This is a genomic window from Citrobacter amalonaticus (assembly GCF_001559075.2).
GTDB lineage: Bacteria > Pseudomonadota > Gammaproteobacteria > Enterobacterales > Enterobacteriaceae > Citrobacter_A > Citrobacter_A amalonaticus_F.
Genome location: NZ_CP014015.2, coordinates 4726551 through 4744064, shown reverse-complemented (window position 1 = coordinate 4744064; position 17514 = coordinate 4726551). Strand labels below are relative to the sequence as shown.

The window sequence follows — 17514 nt, the reverse complement described above, 5'->3', positions numbered from 1 at the left end:
TTGCTTGTTGAGGTGTTTAGTCACACTGAACTTTGATCGCCAGTCCGCCGCGTGAGGTTTCGCGGTATTTGGCGTTCATATCCTTACCGGTTTCGTACATCGTTTCGATGACTTTATCCAGTGAGACGCGCGGCGCGCTGGTACGACGCATCGCCATCCGTGCGGCGTTGATCGCTTTCACAGAGGCAATCGCATTACGTTCAATGCATGGTACCTGCACCTGACCAGCAACCGGGTCGCAGGTCAGTCCCAGGTTATGCTCCATGCCAATTTCAGCGGCGACGCACACCTGTTCTGGGCTCGCGCCCAGCAGTTCCGCAAGACCGGCCGCCGCCATTGAACAGGCCACACCCACTTCGCCCTGACAGCCGACTTCCGCTCCCGAAATCGAGGCATTCATCTTATACAACGCGCCGATGGCACCTGCCGCCAGGAAGTAGCGGGTATAAATATCCGGGCTGACGGACTCAATAAAGTGATCGTAGTAGGCCAGAACGGCTGGCACGATACCGCACGCGCCGTTGGTTGGCGCGGTGACCACCCGACCGCCTGCCGCGTTCTCTTCGTTGACCGCGAGGGCGAACATGTTCACCCAGTCGATCACATTCATCGGGTCGTTAGAGAGCTTATCGCTGGAAACCAGCATCCGACGCAGCGCAGAGGCGCGACGCGGAACGCGCAGTGGGCCCGGCAACACGCCTTCGGTATTCATACCGCGATCGATGCAGGCCTGCATGGTCTGCCAGACGTGACCGAAGTACTCTTCAATCTCTTTTTTGTCGTGCAAGGCCAGTTCGTTCTGCATCGCCAGTCCGGAAAGGGACAGGCCGGTGCTGTTGCAGTATTCCAGCAGCTCGGTTGCGGATTTGAACGGATAAGGAACGCTCACCTCATTTGCCGCATCCTGACCGAAGTGCTCTTCATCGACGATAAAACCGCCGCCGATGGAGTAGTAGGTTTTGCTGTAAACGACGGCATCGCCGTTATACGCATGGATCTGCATGCCGTTTTCGTGCAGCGGCAGGTTGCCGTTATGAAAACGCATGCCGTCGTTTTGGGGGAAATCCACTTCGTGCTGACCGTGTGCCAGCAGCAGGCGACCGCGCGTCTCTACGTCGCGGATGAAGCCTGGGATACTATCAATATCCACGGTGGCTGGCTCATTGCCTGCCAGACCCATAATAATGGCGATATCGGTGTGGTGACCTTTACCCGTGAGCGACAGTGAACCATACACGTCGACGGCAACACGCGTAACGCTATCCAGTAATCCTTTTTCGACCAGGTCATCGACGAACTGTTTACCCGCCTTCATAGGCCCTACAGTATGGGAAGATGAGGGACCAATCCCCACCTTAAACATGTCGAATAGACTAATCACGATAATACTCCTGACAGGGTGACTGGAAACTTCCAGAAACGATGTAATAACTGCGCATAGTGTAAGAGGGAACGCGGGGATCGGCTTAACTATTCACATGAATTAAACTAATGAGTAACCGCGTTTTTACTAATGTTGTGACGGGAGTTTCAGGTTGTGTGTTCTGCGCGTAAAGATAAGTATAGTCAGGGCTTCACTCCAATTTGTAGCGCCAGTTCACGAATAATTCCGGCGGTCATGCCCCAGACGAAATAATGCTCATACCAGGAAAGCCATACGCGATGCGAATCACCGCGACGCCAGACATCCAGCGGGTGATAACGGCCTAACTGCAATGCCTGCGCCAGCGGCATTTCAAAGACAGCGTAAACCTCGTCTTCGCTGGCGCGGTAAGGCAGATTGGGTGGAATAATGCCAACCACCGGCGTGACCTGGAAGCCGGTCACGCTGTCAACCGGCGGCAGAACGCCGATCACGTCAACGGCTTCTGGCGGGATCGCCACTTCTTCTTCGGCTTCACGCAGCGCGGCGGCGATCAGCGAGGCGTCGGTGCTGTCAACCGCGCCGCCGGGGAAGGCCACCTGCCCGGCGTGTTTGCGTAAATGCACTGAACGCTGGGTCAACAGTAGCCCTGGCTGGGGGCGGCGAACCACGGGAATGAGCACGGCGGCCTGGCGCAGGTTCAGGGACTCGCGATTAATCTGCGGGCGCAAAAGTTGGAAGCGCGATAAAAAATCATCCAGCGTCAGGCTCTTGTTCTCCACGTCTCAGTTCTCCAGTTGTTGCAGGATACGATTCACTTTATCAAAGGTTTCCTGATATTCCGCCAGTTCCTCGCTATCGGCGACAATACCGCCGCCAGCGGAACAGTACAGTTGACCGTCCACGGCGGTCAGGGTGCGGATAGTAATGCTGGTATCCATATTGCCGCAGACGCTCAGGTAACCGATGCTGCCGCACCAGGCGTTACGGCGATGAGGCTCCAGTTCATCAATAATTTCCATCGCGCGCACTTTCGGTGCCCCGGTAATTGAGCCGCCAGGAAACGCGGCGCGGAGCAGGTCGCTGGCATGCCGTGTGGGAGGTAACCGCGCGGTCACGGTGCTGACCAGATGATGCACCGCCGGGAAGGGCTCGACCACGAACAGTTCCGGCACTTTCACCGAGCCCGGTACCGCCACGCGACCAATGTCGTTGCGCATCAGATCGACAATCATTAAATTTTCCGCCCGATCCTTCGCAGAGTTCGCCAGTTTCTGCGCCTGCTCCCGGTCTGCCTCTTCTTGCGGCAATCGCGGCAAGGTGCCTTTAATGGGACGGGTCTGAATGTCGCCGTCAGCCAGAAGAATAAACCGTTCTGGCGACAGGCTCAGAATGACACCGTCATCCAGGTGTAAAAACGCGCTGAACGGGGCGCGGTTCGCCTGATTGAGCCGCTCGAAGGCCAGCCACTCATCGCCCTGATAAGACGCCTGAAAACGCTGGGCCAGATTGACCTGATAGCAGTCGCCGCTGTGCAGATACGCCTGCACCTGACGGAATTTCTCGCCATATTGCTCACGCGTCATATTCGAGCGCCAGCCAGCGGTTAACCTGAACGGCACACGCGCAGGGGGCTGCTGGCTTTCCAGCCAGGCGAGCCTGGCCCTTGCATCCGTGTGGCTGAGCAGGCTTACGGTCTGGCGCTGGTGGTCGACAATCAGCGCCCAGTCGTAGAGGCCTATCGCCATGTCCGCCAGCGCGATATCCTGCCGGGCATGGCTGGGCAAGGATTCGAAGCGGCGTCCCAGATCGTAGCCAAATAACCCCAATGCGCCACCCTGAAACGGTAAATCGGCGTTCACAGGCGGCTGGAGATTCAGCGCGGTCAGCGCGCTTTGTAGCACGGCCAGCGGATCGTCATGCGTAAGACGACAGCCCTGCGCATCGCAAATCTGCGTGGTTTCGCCGTGCGTTTTCACGGTGCAAAGCGGATCGGCGACCACGATGTCAAAGCGGCTATGCGGGTGATCCGCGTGACCGGAATGCAGCAGCATTGCCCACGGCAGATGGCTTATTGGCGCGAAATACTGTTCGGCGGCGTCCTGACGCCAGGGGAGCGTGATAATAGCGGGAGATAACGTCTTCATTGATCCTGACTGTACTGGCTATGTTCCAGGTTGCATGAAATAATTAGCGCAGACAATTTAGCAGGAGTTAACGATGTTTGCAGGTTTACCTTCACTCAGTCACGAGCAGCAACAAAAAGCGGTTGAGCGTATTCAGGAACTGATGTCGCAGGGAATGAGCAGCGGTCAGGCGATTACGCTGGTAGCTGAAGAGCTGCGCGCCACCCATACCGGCGAGCGGATTGTGGCGCGTTTTGAAGACGAAGACGAGTAGCCCGGCTTACACCGCGGCGACGATTTTAATCTCAACTTTGTATTTCGGGTTCATTAACCCAGCCTGAACCGTGCAGCGTACCGGCGCGTGACCGGCCACAACCCAGGCGTCCCAGGCTTTGTTCATCGCCGCGAAATCATGCTTATCGGCAAGGAAAATGGTGGCATCAAGAATGCGTGACTTGTTGCTGCCTTGCTGTTCCAGCGCGGCGTCAATCTGTGCCAGTGTGTTGGCGGTCTGCTCGAAGGCATCGGCATCAAGGTTTGCCGGTACGCCAGTGTAGTAGAGCGTATTGTTGTGGATCACCACGTCAGACCAACGATCTTCGGCATCGATACGGATGATAGTCATAAAGCCTTCCTCTTTTACGTTCTGCATAAAATGGCAAGACTGCCATATTGTCAGGGCGGCGTCACCTCTTCAACTGGCGTAAGCCGCTGCGGCCTGACATAATCCCTGTTCAAATCAACAGGGGGTAGTGTGACGGACGATTTTGCACCAGAAGGTCAACTGGCTAAAGCGATACCGGGTTTCAAACCGCGAGAGCCACAGCGGCAGATGGCGATGGCCGTTGCTCAGTCCATCCAAAAATCACAGCCTCTGGTGGTAGAAGCCGGAACGGGGACGGGGAAAACCTACGCCTATCTGGCACCGGCGCTGCGCGCAAAAAAGAAAGTGATTATCTCGACCGGTTCGAAGGCATTGCAGGATCAGCTCTACAGCCGCGATCTCCCGACGGTCGCCAACGCGCTGAAGTACACCGGAAGGCTGGCCCTGTTGAAAGGACGTTCAAACTATTTATGCCTGGAGCGCCTCGAACAACAGGCGCTGGCGGGCGGCGATCTGCCCGTTCAGACCTTAAGCGATGTGATCCTGCTGCGCTCGTGGTCGAATCAGACCGAAGATGGCGACATCAGTACCTGTGTCAGCGTAGCCGAGGATTCTCAGGCCTGGCCGCTGGTCACCAGCACCAACGACAACTGCCTTGGCAGCGACTGCCCGCTGTATAAAGACTGCTTTGTGGTGAAAGCGCGTAAAAAGGCGATGGACGCGGACGTGGTGGTGGTGAACCATCACCTGTTTCTGGCCGATATGGTGGTCAAAGAGAGTGGTTTCGGTGAGTTGATTCCGGAGGCGGAGGTGATGATTTTCGATGAAGCCCATCAGCTACCGGACATCGCCAGCCAGTATTTTGGTCAGTCGCTCTCTAGTCGTCAGTTGATGGATCTGGCGAAGGACATCACCATTGCCTATCGTACCGAGCTGAAAGACACCCAGCAGTTACAGAAATGCGCCGACCGTCTGGCGCAAAGCGCGCAGGATTTCCGCTTGCAACTGGGTGAGCCGGGATATCGCGGCAACCTGCGTGAACTGCTGGCCGACCAGCGGGTGCAGCGCGCGTTTTTACTGCTCGATGATACGCTGGAGTTGTGTTACGACGTGGCGAAATTGTCCCTCGGACGTTCGGCGTTGCTTGATGCCGCGTTTGAGCGCGCTACGCTGTATCGCGCACGTCTCAAACGGTTGAAAGAGATCAACCAGCCCGGTTATAGCTACTGGTACGAATGTACCTCGCGCAATTTCACCCTCGCGCTGACCCCGTTGACGGTGGCGGATAAGTTCAAAGAGGTGATGGCGCAGAAGCCAGGAAGCTGGATTTTCACCTCTGCAACGCTGTCGGTAAACGACGACCTGCATCACTTTACGGCGCGTCTGGGGATTGAAGAGGCGGAATCAATGCTGTTGCCGAGTCCGTTTGATTACACTCGCCAGGCCCTGCTCTGCGTGCCGCGCAATCTGCCACAAACCAATCAGCCGGGCGCGGCGCGACAGCTGGCGGCAATGTTAAGACCGATCATCGAAGCGAACAACGGGCGCTGCTTTATGCTCTGTACCTCGCATGCGATGATGCGCGATCTGGCGGAGCAGTTCCGCGCTACCATGACGCTTCCGGTGCTGTTGCAGGGGGAAACCAGCAAAGGCCAACTGCTGCAACAGTTCGTCAGCGCGGGCAACGCCTTGCTGGTGGCGACCAGCAGTTTCTGGGAAGGGGTGGACGTGCGCGGCGATACGCTGTCGTTGGTGATCATCGACAAACTGCCGTTTACGTCGCCGGACGATCCGTTGCTGAAGGCGCGAATGGAAGACTGCCGTTTACGTGGCGGCGATCCGTTTGATGAGGTGCAACTGCCCGACGCGGTGATTACGCTGAAACAGGGCGTCGGCCGTTTGATCCGTGATGCCGATGACCGTGGCGTGTTGGTGATTTGTGACAACCGACTGGTGATGCGACCTTACGGCGCGACGTTTCTTGCCAGCCTGCCGCCGGCGCCGCGCACCCGGGATATCGCCCGTGCCGTGCGATTCCTCGCAATACCATCCTCCGAGTAATTTGTTACGGAGTATGGTAAGATGCGGGCCATTTTATTGATCTAAGCACGAAGACTCATGCGAATTCTGGCTATCGATACCGCCACAGAAGCCTGTTCTGTGGCGCTGTGGAACGACGGTACTCACTCTGCTCATTTTGAGCTTTGCCCACGAGAACATACTCAACGCATCCTGCCGATGGTGCAGGATATCCTTGCCGCTAACGGCACCTCTCTGACTGAACTCAATGCGCTGGCCTACGGGCGTGGGCCGGGCAGTTTCACCGGCGTGCGCATCGGGATTGGCATTGCCCAGGGGCTGGCGTTAGGTGCCGGCCTGCCGATGATCGGCGTCTCCACGCTGGCGACGATGGCACAGGGCGCATGGCGTAAAACCGGCGCGACTCGTGTCCTGGCGGCCATTGATGCGCGAATGGGCGAGGTTTACTGGGCCGAGTATCAGCGTGATGAAAAGGGCGTCTGGCACGGTGAAGAAACCGAGGCCGTGTTGAAACCTGAGCAGGTAACCGAGCGCTTACAACAGCTTTCCGGCGAATGGGTGACCGTCGGGACGGGCTGGCCTGCCTGGCCTGAACTTGGCAAAGAGAGCGGACTGGCGCTGCGCGACGGTGACGTCCTGCTGCCCGCGGCGGAAGATATGCTGCCGATCGCCTGCCAGATGTTGGCTGACGGCAAAACCGTGGCGGTCGAGCACGCTGAACCGGTTTATTTACGTAACAACGTGGCCTGGAAGAAACTTCCCGGAAAAGAATGAATCTCAGTAGTATGACCAGTAAAACGCCGGGTCAGTGCGCTGAGAAAAGGAGTCGCAGTATGGCGGTTCAAAAACAAGTTGTAAAAGGCCTGCTCGCGGGGGCCATCGCGCTCATGCTGAGCGGGTGCGTTACGGTTCCGGATGCGATCAAGGGCTCCAGTCCCACGCCGCAGGACGATCTCGTGCGGGTGATGAATGCCCCGCAGTTGTACGTGGGTCAGGAAGCGCGCTTTGGCGGCAAAGTGGTGGATATTCAAAACCAGCAGGGGAAAACGCGTCTGGAAATTGCGACCGTTTCGCTCGATAGCGGGGCGCGCCCCATTCTGGGCGAACCATCCCGCGGGCGGATTTACGCCAATGTGAATGGTTTCCTCGATCCGGTTGATTTCCGGGGGCAACTGGTGACCGTCGTTGGGCCGATTACGGGTACTGTCGAAGGCAAAGTGGGTAGCACGCCGTACAAATTCATGACCATGGACGTGACGGGCTACAAACGCTGGCGGCTTGCCCAGCAGGTGGTGATGCCACCACAACCGATCGACCCGTGGTTCTACGGCGGGAGAGGCTGGCCATATGGCTATGGCGGTTGGGGATGGTATAACCCAGGTCCTGCACAGGTTCAAACGATTGTCACAGAGTAACGCGTTGTATTATCAGTAAAAGAAACAGCGGCTGGTCCGCTGTTTCTGTTTTATTAACGTCATAACAAAAATAAATAGTGACGCGCTTCGCAACCTTTCAGTTGAGTAATTAATAAACTGGTACGCTGAGTTAATATTATGTTAACGACTTGTTTATTATCTGGGGTTGAGATGACGACGAACGCTCATTTTAGAGGTGATGCAGTGAAGAAGGTTTGGTTAAACCGTTATCCCGCAGATGTGCCTGCGGAGATCAATCCTGACCGTTATCAATCCCTGGTGGAACTGTTTGAACATGCTGTCGCGCGTTATGCCGATCAGCCCGCGTTTATGAACATGGGGGAGGTGATGACCTTCCGCAAGCTGGAGGAGCGCAGCCGCGCCTTCTCAGCTTACCTGCAACAGGGACTGGGGCTGCAAAAGGGCGACCGCGTCGCGCTGATGATGCCGAATCTGCTGCAATATCCGGTGGCGCTGTTTGGCATTTTGCGTGCCGGGATGATCGTGGTGAACGTCAACCCGCTTTATACCCCGCGTGAACTGGAGCATCAGTTAAACGACAGCGGGGCGGCGGCGATTGTGATTGTCTCCAACTTCGCCCATACCCTGGAAAAAGTGGTTGATAAAACCAGCGTTAAGCACGTTATTCTGACCCGTATGGGCGACCAGCTCTCCACGGCCAAAGGTACGCTGGTGAACTTCGTGGTGAAGTACATCAAACGACTGGTGCCGAAATATCATCTGCCGGATGCGATCTCTTTTCGCAGCGCGCTGCATGCTGGTTACCGTATGCAGTATGTTAAACCGGAAGTGGTTTCTGCGGATCTGGCGTTTTTACAGTACACCGGCGGAACGACCGGGGTGGCGAAAGGGGCGATGCTGACGCACCGCAATATGCTGGCCAACCTGGAGCAGGTGAAGGCCACTTATGGGCCGCTTTTGCATCCGGGTAAAGAACTGGTGGTGACTGCGCTGCCGCTGTACCACATTTTTGCCCTGACCATGAACTGCCTGCTGTTTATCGAGCTGGGCGGGCAGAACCTGCTGATCACCAACCCGCGCGACATTCCGGGGCTGGTAAAAGAGCTGGCGAAGTATCCGTTTACCGCCATGACCGGCGTGAACACCTTGTTTAACGCCTTGCTGAACAATAAAGAGTTCCAGCAGCTGGATTTCTCTTCGTTGCATCTTTCTGCGGGCGGCGGCATGCCAGTACAACAGGCGGTGGCTGAACGATGGGTGAAGCTGACCGGACAGTATCTGCTCGAAGGGTATGGCCTGACCGAATGCGCGCCGCTGGTCAGCGTTAACCCACACGATATTGATTACCACAGCGGTAGCATCGGCCTGCCGGTGCCATCAACCGAAGCCAAACTGGTGGACGATGACGACAACGAAGTGTCGCCGGATCAGCCGGGTGAACTGTGCGTGAAAGGGCCGCAGGTAATGCTGGGCTACTGGCAGCGTCCTGATGCGACGGATGAGATCATCAAAGACGGCTGGCTGCACACGGGCGACATCGCGGTCATGGACGATAAAGGCTTCCTGCGCATTGTCGATCGCAAGAAAGATATGATTCTGGTCTCCGGCTTTAACGTTTATCCGAATGAGATCGAAGATGTGGTGATGCAGCATCCGGGCGTGCTGGAAGTGGCTGCCGTCGGCGTTCCGTCCGGCAGCAGCGGCGAAGCGGTGAAGATTTTTGTGGTGAAAAAAGAGGCTTCGCTCACCGAGGAGGCGCTGGTCACTTTCTGCCGCCGTCAGCTCACGGGCTATAAAGTCCCGAAACTGGTTGAATTCCGCGATGAACTGCCGAAATCAAACGTCGGCAAAATTTTACGTCGAGAATTACGTGACGAAGCCCGTGCCAAAGTGGACAATAAGGGCTGAGCGTTAAGTAACACGTCAAACGCCGGGTGAATCCGGCGTGAGAGTGATCGCAAACCTTATGCCGATACCGGACAAGCAGAGATCACTTTATTAAAAACCAGGAAAATCAATTTATTGATTTTCGGCTGATAACCACAAAGAAGGAAAAAACCACGTTTTTTCCTTCTTTGTCAGCAATCTGACGCCGGGTGAATCCGGCGTTTTTTTTGGCGTAAACCGAAGAGAATGCAATTTGAATTACCAAATGATCACCACTGACGACGCGCTGGCGACCCTGTGCGAAGCGGTCCGTGCGTTTCCTGCGATTGCCCTGGATACCGAATTTGTTCGTACCCGTACCTATTATCCGCAACTGGGCCTGATCCAGCTGTTTGACGGCGAACATGTCGCACTGATCGATCCGCATGGCATTAGCGACTGGTCGCCGCTGAAAGCGATTCTGCGCGATACCGCCATCACCAAGTTTTTGCACGCGGGTAGTGAAGATCTGGAAGTCTTTCTGAATGCGTTTGGCGAACTGCCGCAGCCGCTGATTGACACACAAATCCTGGCGGCATTTTGCGGCCGTCCACTGTCGTGGGGTTTTGCATCGATGGTGGAAGAGTACACCGGCGTGGCGCTGGATAAGAGCGAGTCGCGTACCGACTGGCTGGCGCGCCCGCTGACTGAGCGCCAGTGCGAATACGCGGCAGCAGACGTCTGGTATCTGTTACCGATTGCCGGGAAGCTGATGGCGGAAACCGAGGCGGCGGGCTGGTTGCCTGCCGCGCTGGATGAGTGTCGTCTGATGCAAACCCGTCGTCAGGAGATCCTGGCGCCCGAAGACGCCTGGCGTGACATCACCAACGCCTGGCAGCTACGGACGCGTCAACTGGCCTGTCTGCAACTGCTTGCCGACTGGCGTCTGCGTAAAGCGCGTGAGCGCGATCTGGCCGTTAACTTCGTGGTTCGCGAAGAGCACCTGTGGTCCGTGGCGCGCTATATGCCCGGCAGCATGGGCGAACTCGACAGCCTGGGGCTTTCTGGCAGTGAAATTCGCTTCCACGGCAAGACGCTACTCTCGCTGGTTGCCAAAGCGCAGGCGTTGCCGGAAGAGGCGCTGCCGGAACCGCTGCTGAATCTGATGGATATGCCGGGCTATCGCAAAGCGTTTAAGGCGATTAAGGCGCTGGTGACGGAAGTGAGTACGGAACATCACGTCAGCGCAGAGCTGCTGGCGTCACGTCGTCAGATTAACCAGTTGCTCAACTGGCACTGGAAGTTAAAGCCGCAGAGCACGGAGCCCGAATTGATTTCCGGCTGGCGAGCGGCGTTGATGGCGACGAAGCTCAACGCGTTACTGCAGGAATACCCGCAATAAGCGGTGGTTGCCGGATGTCATCAGCGGCATCCGGCACGACCGTCTTACGAATCTAACGCGTCACAAATGGCCTCACCGACCTGCTGGGTCGATGCGCTGCCTTTCAGATCCGGCGTTTTAGGGCCAGTGGCAATCACCTGCTCAATCGCGGCCAGAATCCCGTCATGCGCGGCGGTGTACTTCGCCTCTCCTGCACCGAGGAAATCGAGCATCATTGCCCCTGCCCAGATGGTCGCAATCGGATTGGCGATATTCTTGCCATAAATATCCGGTGCGGAACCATGTACCGGTTCGAACAACGACGGGAAGGTTCGCTCAGGGTTCAGGTTAGCCGAGGGGGCAATGCCGATGGTACCGGTACATGCCGGACCGAGATCGGAAAGAATATCGCCAAACAGATTCGAGGCGACCACCACATCGAAGCGCTCCGGCTGCATCACAAAACGGGCACAAAGAATATCAATGTGCTGCTTGTCCCAGTGGATATCGGGATAGTGCTGCGCCATGGCCTCTACGCGTGTATCCCAGAATGGCATACTGATTGCCAGACCATTGGATTTGGTCGCCGACGTCAGCGTCTTACGCGGACGGCTTTGGGCTAATTCAAACGCATAGCGCAGAATACGATCCACGCCCCGACGGGTGAAAACGGACTCCTGGATGACCACCTCATGCTCAGTGCCCGGGTTAATATGCCCGCCCAGCGAGGAGTATTCCCCTTCGGTGTTTTCACGCACGACGTAGAAATCAATGTCGCCCGGCTTCTTACCGGCCAGCGGGCAGGGCACGCCGGGGAAGAGACGGACCGGGCGCAGATTCACATACTGATCGAATTCCCGACGAAATTTCAGCAGCGACCCCCACAGGGAAATATGGTCCGGAACCGTCTCCGGCCAGCCGACGGCGCCAAAGTAAATGGCGTCAAAGGAGGATAACTGTTCGCGCCAGTCATCCGGCATCATTTTCCCGTGTTCAAGGTAATAATCGCAGCTGGCCCATTCGAACGTCTCAACGCTGAGCGACAGATCCCAACGTCTGGCGGCAGCCTGTAAAACGCGAATGCCTTCTGGCAGCACTTCCTTACCGATGCCATCACCGGGAATGGCGGCAATACGACAGGTTTTTTTCATACCGGTTCTCACTTGTAGGGTAGCAAAATTGACTTCCTCCTTATCCTATAATTGACTGATCCACAGTTAATCTCTCCAACTGGTGAAACATAAAACACAGATCATGAATAATCCTCCTCTGCTGACTGATTTACGCGTCTTTATTCTGGTCGCCCGTCGGGCGGGATTCGCTGCCGTCGCCCAGGAGCTGGGCGTTTCACCGGCGTATGTCAGTAAACGCATTGCGCTGCTTGAGCAGAACCTGAATGTGGTTTTGCTGCACCGCACCACACGCCGGGTCACCATTACGGAAGAGGGAGAGCGCATCTATGAGTGGGCACAGCGTATTCTGCATGATGTCGATCAGATGATGGATGAACTCTCTGATGTCCGACAGGTTCCGCAAGGGATGCTGCGAATCATCAGTAGCTTTGGTTTTGGTCGACAGGTGGTGGCTCCTGCGCTGTCCGCCCTGGCAAGACAATATCCGCAACTGGAGTTGCGCTTTGATGTGGAAGACCGGCTGGTGGATTTGGCCAATGAAGGTGTCGATCTCGATATCCGTATTGGCGATGACATTGCGCCAAATGTGATCGCCCGCAAGCTGGGTACGAACTACCGAATCCTTTGTGCATCGCCGTCGTTCCTGGCACAGCACGGTACGCCAAAACAGCTTGCCGATCTCGCTACCTGTTCTTGCCTGGTGATCAAAGAGCGCGATCATCCCTTCGGGATCTGGCAATTGCAGAATAAAGAGGGGGAGCACGCCATTAAGGTGACCGGGCCGCTGTCATCGAATCATGGTGAGATTGTGCATCAATGGTGCCTGGACGGACAGGGGATTGCGCTGCGCTCCTGGTGGGATGTTTGCGATAACATCGCCAGCGGTCATCTGGTGCATGTCCTGCCGGAGTATTACCAACCGGCCAATATCTGGGCGGTGTATGTTTCACGGCTGGCGACGTCGGCCAAAGTGCGTATTACGGTGGAATTCTTACGCCACTATTTTGCCGAGCGCTATCCGACGTTCTCACTAAAATAATGAGGCGGGTATAAGCGCTTCCCTTGGACTGGTGCATCCGTTAGCATATTGTTTCGCAGTTAAGCGAAAAAGTGGTTTCAGGAAGAAGAGGTTAACGTGTTTGCTGAGTATGGCGTACTGAATTATTGGACTTATCTGGTCGGGGCTATTTTTATTGTTCTGGTTCCGGGACCGAACACGATATTTGTGCTGAAAAACAGCGTCGGACGTGGAATGAAGGGCGGTTACCTTGCGGCAAGCGGCGTATTTATTGGTGACGCGGTGCTCATGTTTCTGGCGTATGCCGGGGTGGCGACGCTGATTAAAACGACGCCAGTGCTGTTTAATATCGTCCGCTATCTCGGTGCCTTTTACCTGCTGTATCTGGGCGCCAAAATCCTCTATGCCACGCTTAAAGCAAAAAGCGGTGAGATGGCTGAAGACGCGGTCCCCTTTGGCGCCATTTTTAAACGTGCGCTGGTATTGAGCCTGACGAACCCAAAAGCCATTCTGTTTTATGTCTCCTTCTTTGTGCAGTTTATTGATGTGAATGCGCCGCACGCGGGACTGTCATTCTTCATTTTAGCGATCACGCTTGAAGTGGTGAGCTTCTGCTACCTGAGCTTCCTGATTATCTCGGGCGCCTTTGTCACGCAGTATATTCGTACTAAACAGAAACTGGCGAAGGTCGGAAATTCGCTGATCGGCCTGATTTTTGTCGGTTTCGCTGCACGACTGGCGACCCTACAGTCGTAAGCCAGGAGGCCCGCCTGGCGGCGGGCTTTTTATGGGGAAAACCACCATAAAACAGCGTGTCATTGGCGGTTCACTTTTCAATAATCTCATGTAAAATCCGCACTTTATATTTTGTTCGCAGGATAATCGATGAAGTATCGTTCTGATATTGACGGCATAAGGGCGATTGCCGTATTGCTGGTGGTGTTATTTCACGCCGGATTTTCGCTATTTGCATCCGGTTTCATCGGGGTCGATATTTTCTTCGTTATTTCAGGCTTTCTCATCGCATCGATAATTAAAGATCGAATGGATGCGGGTCATTTCAGTTTTAGCGATTTTTATTTGCGCAGAATATGGCGATTGCAGCCAGCAATGCTGACGATGATGCTGCTGTGCGTTGTCATTGCGTCGGTATTCTGGTTGCCTGAAGATTATGCCTCTTTCCTCAAAAGCATAAAGCAGACGCTGCTGATTGTCTCCAACCGTTACTTTGGCGATGAAACCACCGCCTATGCTGCGCCTGATTCAAACGCCATGCTGTTGCTTCACACCTGGTCTTTATCCATCGAGTGGCAATGGTATGTCTTTTTCCCGGTCATCTATTACGTCATCCGTAAAAAAACGCACGAACGGGTGCTTAACTATCTGGCGCCATTGCTGACGATTGTAGGCATTTATATCGCCTGGCACTACTCAGGTGCGCATCCGACGAAAACGTATTATTTTTTCGCCTCCCGACTCTTTGAGTTCATGCTCGGTGTCTGTGCCTGTATTTATCTCCCGATGGCGCAGAAACTAAACAAGGTTGTGCTTAACAGCCTTTCACTGGTTGCGGTGGTGGCAATACTTTTTGTTAGCGTCAGAAGTGATGTCATTCTGGGTTATCCTAATGCTTACACTCTGATCGTTTGCGTCAGTACCGCGGTGTTAATTTTCACCGGTAGCCAGCAAAATATTCTGACCAATAAACTGTTGTCATTCCCGCCGCTGGTCTGGCTTGGCACGATCTCCTATTCGCTTTATCTCTTTCATTGGCCGATTTTCGCGACACTGCACTACATCGGCATTACCAGTGTCTATGCCCGAATGGCTGGTCTGGGTCTGGCTGTACTGCTGGCGATGGGGTCATATTATTTCATTGAGAAACCCTACCGGAAGCCCCGTCAGTCGTTGAAAAAAACGCTGATTCTGCTGGTGGTTATCCCAGTGATTGCCATTATTACCCTGATGTCGGTCAGTAAGCGTTTTGACGGATTTAGCTATCTACGATTCGGCGAGTCGTTAAGTCATATCAACAATGTGCTCAAAGAGACGAAGATAAAGCAGCGTCAGGATTGTATGAATGAAAACGTCACAGGAACCGATATGGCCTGTGTGGTGGGGGATAAAACCGCTTCTGAGAAAGCACTTCTGATGGGCGATTCGCACTCTAATCAGTACTGGAATTTCTTCGACATCATGGGGAAAAATGCGCATGTTGCTGTTGATATGAAAGCGACTTCACTGTGCCTGGCAATTCCCCGTGTGTATCACGACGATCTCTATACTTATAAAGGCGACTATTACCGGGCTTGTCATGAGAACGTCAAAAAATACTATGAGGCGATCCGAAACCATAAGTATAAATATGTGATCATTTCTCAGGTCTGGGAAAACTATGCGGCATTCAGGGTCAGATCGCAGATTGGGGATTCCCCATCGCCCGCGGAATCTATCAATATTCTCACCCGGGCTACTGAACAGGCAATACAGGATATTCTTGATGCCGGGGCGCAGCCGGTACTGGTGAAAACGATGTTCCCGATGCCAAAGCATTTCCTGACCTGTTTTTATGAACATTTTAAAACGCGGGGAGAGTATGAGCATCAGACATGCAACCCGAATCCGCAGATTAATAACAGTGTCTGGACGGAACCGTTTTTTGCCACGTTACAGGCCCGCTTCCCATCGTTGATTATTGTCGATCCCAAAAGCGTGCAATGCCCTGATGGCATGTGCAGGACGGAAATTGAGGGCATACCGCTGTATCGTGACGTCGGTCATTTAAATGACTACGCCACGAAAACGTTGGGGGAGGCGTATCTGCAGCAATTTGGTAATCCGCTCAAAACGCCAGGCCGATAAAATAACAGGAGGAAAGTCTGGGGACAGGCTTTCCTCTGTCAGAAAAAATCAGTGATGAATGTCACTTGCCCCTTTTGGTGTATTTAAAATGCCGGTTATGAGGCGTAACCTTTCTGGAACAGCGGTTTACTTACAATCGCATCCTACCGACTGGAAGAGGGAAGGACATGCTTCAGATTCCACAAAATCATATCCACACACGTGCCACGCCGTTCTGGAACAAAGAAACTGCACCTGCCGGAATTTTCGAACGCCACCTTGATAAAGGAACCCGACCGGGGGTTTATCCCCGTCTGTCGGTGATGCAGGGGGCGGTCAAATATCTCGGATATGCGGATGAACACAGTCCAGAAGCCGAAACAGTGATGATCATCGAAGCGGGTCAGTTTGGTGTGTTTCCACCGGAAAAGTGGCACAACATCGAAGTGATGAGCGATGACACTTATTTCAATATCGACTTTTTCGTCGCGCCAGAGGTACTGATGGAAAGCGCGAATCAACGAAAAGTCATTCATACCGGGAAGAAATAATCATGGGCAAAGCAACCTATACCGTCACCGTGACGAATAACAGCAATGGCGTCTCTGTCGATTACGAAACCGAAGCGCCAATGACCTTACTGGTGCCTGACGTCGCCGCCGAAGTGGTGAAAGATCTCGTCAATACCGTGCGTTCCTACGATACGGAAAATGAGCACGACGTCTGCGGCTGGTAAGTCACGCGATGCAGAGAGGAAACCGGCTGTCAGCGCCGGTTTTTTTTCGCTTTCCGGAAATGCTCCCCTATACCTGCTCTAAAACGGCGGACGTCGTCCTCCAGCGCAAAAATTTACAAACCGTATATTTGCAGGATCAATAAAGGCTTACGCGCAATATGGCGACGCTTTGCGCAGCGGCGTTTTGCCAATGACTTGATCCCTGCCTGAGTTGAAATTACTGTATATAAAAACAGTATTCAAGGTGTGCATTATGACGTTGTACAGACCTGCGGAATGGCATGACGTCATTGCCATTCCACTTTTCAGCGATCGGGTTCCGTGCGGATTCCCCAGTCCGGCGGCCGATTACGTTGAGCAGAGTATCGATCTCAACAAGTTACTTGTTCAGCATCCCAGTTCGACTTATTTCGTCAGGGCTGCTGGCGACTCGATGATCGATGCGGGGATCGGCGACGGCGATCTGCTGGTGGTGGACAGTTCACGCACTGCCAGCCACGGAGATATCGTGATTGCGGCAGTGGAGAGGGAGTTCACGGTGAAGCGGTTACAGTTGCGGCCCACCGTTCAGCTTAACCCCATGAACAGCGCCTATTCGCCCATCGTCATCGGCAGTGAGGACACCCTGGCGATTTTTGGCGTCGTGACATTTATTGTGAAGGCGGTGAGCTGACGATTGCTGCGTATTGTTCGTCCCCCCTGACGTTGCAAACAATACACGCCGGGTTTCCTTGTGATTCCCCGGTGGTCTTAAGGGGTATACCAATGACAGGCAGGTTAATTGCTCATTAACCTGCCTGTTTTGTGAGCAGACATGCAAATTTCGGTTTGCGCCGTTAAGGAAAGGAACGGAGATGTCCGGCTGACGTAGGGATACGGCATGTGAACAAACCTGATTAACAACGTCATGTCACTCACCCACAGGGTTATGCACCGTTTCTGTGGATAACCGACGACGTTTTCAGGCAGAACAATCCACTAAGAAAAAGCGCCAGGATTTTGCTTGCAA

The 17514-nt window shown here is 54.4% G+C and carries 17 protein-coding genes; 12 read left to right on the top strand and 5 right to left on the bottom strand.

All coding sequences use genetic code 11. The features are described 5' to 3' along the window. Positions 1–16: 16 nt before the first annotated feature. The 3 genes from sdaA to pabB all read right to left on the bottom strand — a co-directional run bounded on the left by sdaA (position 17) and on the right by pabB (position 3510). Positions 17–1381: an L-serine ammonia-lyase gene (gene sdaA, locus AL479_RS22885; protein ID WP_061077785.1), complete on the bottom strand. Its 1365-nt coding sequence runs from the start codon at positions 1379–1381 to the stop codon at positions 17–19. Positions 1382–1566: 185 nt separating this feature from the next. Next, on the bottom strand, positions 1567–2145 hold the full coding sequence (locus tag AL479_RS22880) for a CoA pyrophosphatase (RefSeq protein WP_061077784.1): 579 nt from the start codon (positions 2143–2145) through the stop codon (positions 1567–1569). Between the two features lie 3 nt (positions 2146–2148). After that, positions 2149–3510 carry an aminodeoxychorismate synthase component 1 gene (gene pabB / locus AL479_RS22875; protein ID WP_061077783.1) on the bottom strand — a complete coding sequence of 454 codons (1362 nt, stop codon included), beginning with the start codon at positions 3508–3510 and terminating at the stop codon, positions 2149–2151. Positions 3511–3583: 73 nt separating this feature from the next. Between pabB and AL479_RS22870 the strand changes: the two genes are divergently transcribed. After that, positions 3584–3763 carry a YoaH family protein gene (locus tag AL479_RS22870; protein ID WP_061077782.1) on the top strand — a complete coding sequence of 60 codons (180 nt, stop codon included), beginning with the start codon at positions 3584–3586 and terminating at the stop codon, positions 3761–3763. A gap of 6 nt (positions 3764–3769) precedes the next feature. On the opposite strand, the gene AL479_RS22865 is transcribed toward AL479_RS22870, so the two are convergent. Further along, a complete protein-coding gene (locus AL479_RS22865; protein WP_043000414.1) occupies positions 3770–4114 on the bottom strand; it encodes a RidA family protein in 345 nt (114 codons plus the stop codon). A 129-nt stretch (positions 4115–4243) separates the two neighbouring features. On the opposite strand from AL479_RS22865, the gene AL479_RS22860 reads away from it, so the two are divergent. The 5 genes from AL479_RS22860 to rnd all read left to right on the top strand — a co-directional run bounded on the left by AL479_RS22860 (position 4244) and on the right by rnd (position 10798). Continuing rightward, entirely contained in the window at positions 4244–6154 is a 1911-nt protein-coding gene (locus tag AL479_RS22860) for an ATP-dependent DNA helicase (RefSeq protein WP_061077781.1), read from the top strand. A gap of 57 nt (positions 6155–6211) precedes the next feature. Next, positions 6212–6907 (top strand): tRNA (adenosine(37)-N6)-threonylcarbamoyltransferase complex dimerization subunit type 1 TsaB, encoded by a 696-nt coding sequence (gene tsaB, locus AL479_RS22855; protein WP_061077780.1) that lies wholly within the window; start codon positions 6212–6214, stop codon positions 6905–6907. A 59-nt stretch (positions 6908–6966) separates the two neighbouring features. Beyond that, the gene (locus AL479_RS22850; RefSeq protein WP_061077779.1) at positions 6967–7548 is read left to right on the top strand and encodes a Slp family lipoprotein; all 582 of its coding nucleotides are present in this window, start codon (positions 6967–6969) and stop codon (positions 7546–7548) included. A 204-nt stretch (positions 7549–7752) separates the two neighbouring features. Further along, on the top strand, positions 7753–9438 hold the full coding sequence (gene fadD / locus AL479_RS22845) for a long-chain-fatty-acid--CoA ligase FadD (protein WP_061078055.1): 1686 nt from the start codon (positions 7753–7755) through the stop codon (positions 9436–9438). Positions 9439–9670: 232 nt separating this feature from the next. Then, positions 9671–10798, top strand: coding sequence for a ribonuclease D (gene rnd, locus AL479_RS22840; RefSeq protein ID WP_081093705.1), 1128 nt, complete (start codon positions 9671–9673; stop codon positions 10796–10798). 44 nt (positions 10799–10842) lie between these two features. On the opposite strand, the gene AL479_RS22835 is transcribed toward rnd, so the two are convergent. Beyond that, positions 10843–11928 (bottom strand): tartrate dehydrogenase, encoded by a 1086-nt coding sequence (locus AL479_RS22835; protein ID WP_061077777.1) that lies wholly within the window; start codon positions 11926–11928, stop codon positions 10843–10845. Positions 11929–12031: 103 nt separating this feature from the next. On the opposite strand from AL479_RS22835, the gene AL479_RS22830 reads away from it, so the two are divergent. From AL479_RS22830 to AL479_RS22805, 6 genes are all read left to right on the top strand, one after another. Further along, the gene (locus AL479_RS22830; RefSeq protein WP_061077776.1) at positions 12032–12949 is read left to right on the top strand and encodes a LysR family transcriptional regulator; all 918 of its coding nucleotides are present in this window, start codon (positions 12032–12034) and stop codon (positions 12947–12949) included. Between the two features lie 96 nt (positions 12950–13045). Next, positions 13046–13684 (top strand): leucine efflux protein LeuE, encoded by a 639-nt coding sequence (gene leuE / locus AL479_RS22825; RefSeq protein WP_061077775.1) that lies wholly within the window; start codon positions 13046–13048, stop codon positions 13682–13684. Positions 13685–13813: 129 nt separating this feature from the next. Beyond that, on the top strand, positions 13814–15790 hold the full coding sequence (locus AL479_RS22820) for an acyltransferase family protein (RefSeq protein WP_061077774.1): 1977 nt from the start codon (positions 13814–13816) through the stop codon (positions 15788–15790). A gap of 167 nt (positions 15791–15957) precedes the next feature. After that, on the top strand, positions 15958–16320 hold the full coding sequence (gene yeaR, locus AL479_RS22815; protein ID WP_043000424.1) for a DUF1971 domain-containing protein YeaR: 363 nt from the start codon (positions 15958–15960) through the stop codon (positions 16318–16320). 2 nt (positions 16321–16322) lie between these two features. After that, entirely contained in the window at positions 16323–16505 is a 183-nt protein-coding gene (locus AL479_RS22810) for a DUF1869 domain-containing protein (RefSeq protein WP_012132688.1), read from the top strand. 253 nt (positions 16506–16758) lie between these two features. Beyond that, positions 16759–17178, top strand: coding sequence for a translesion error-prone DNA polymerase V autoproteolytic subunit (locus AL479_RS22805; protein ID WP_061077773.1), 420 nt, complete (start codon positions 16759–16761; stop codon positions 17176–17178). Positions 17179–17514: the final 336 nt, after the last annotated feature.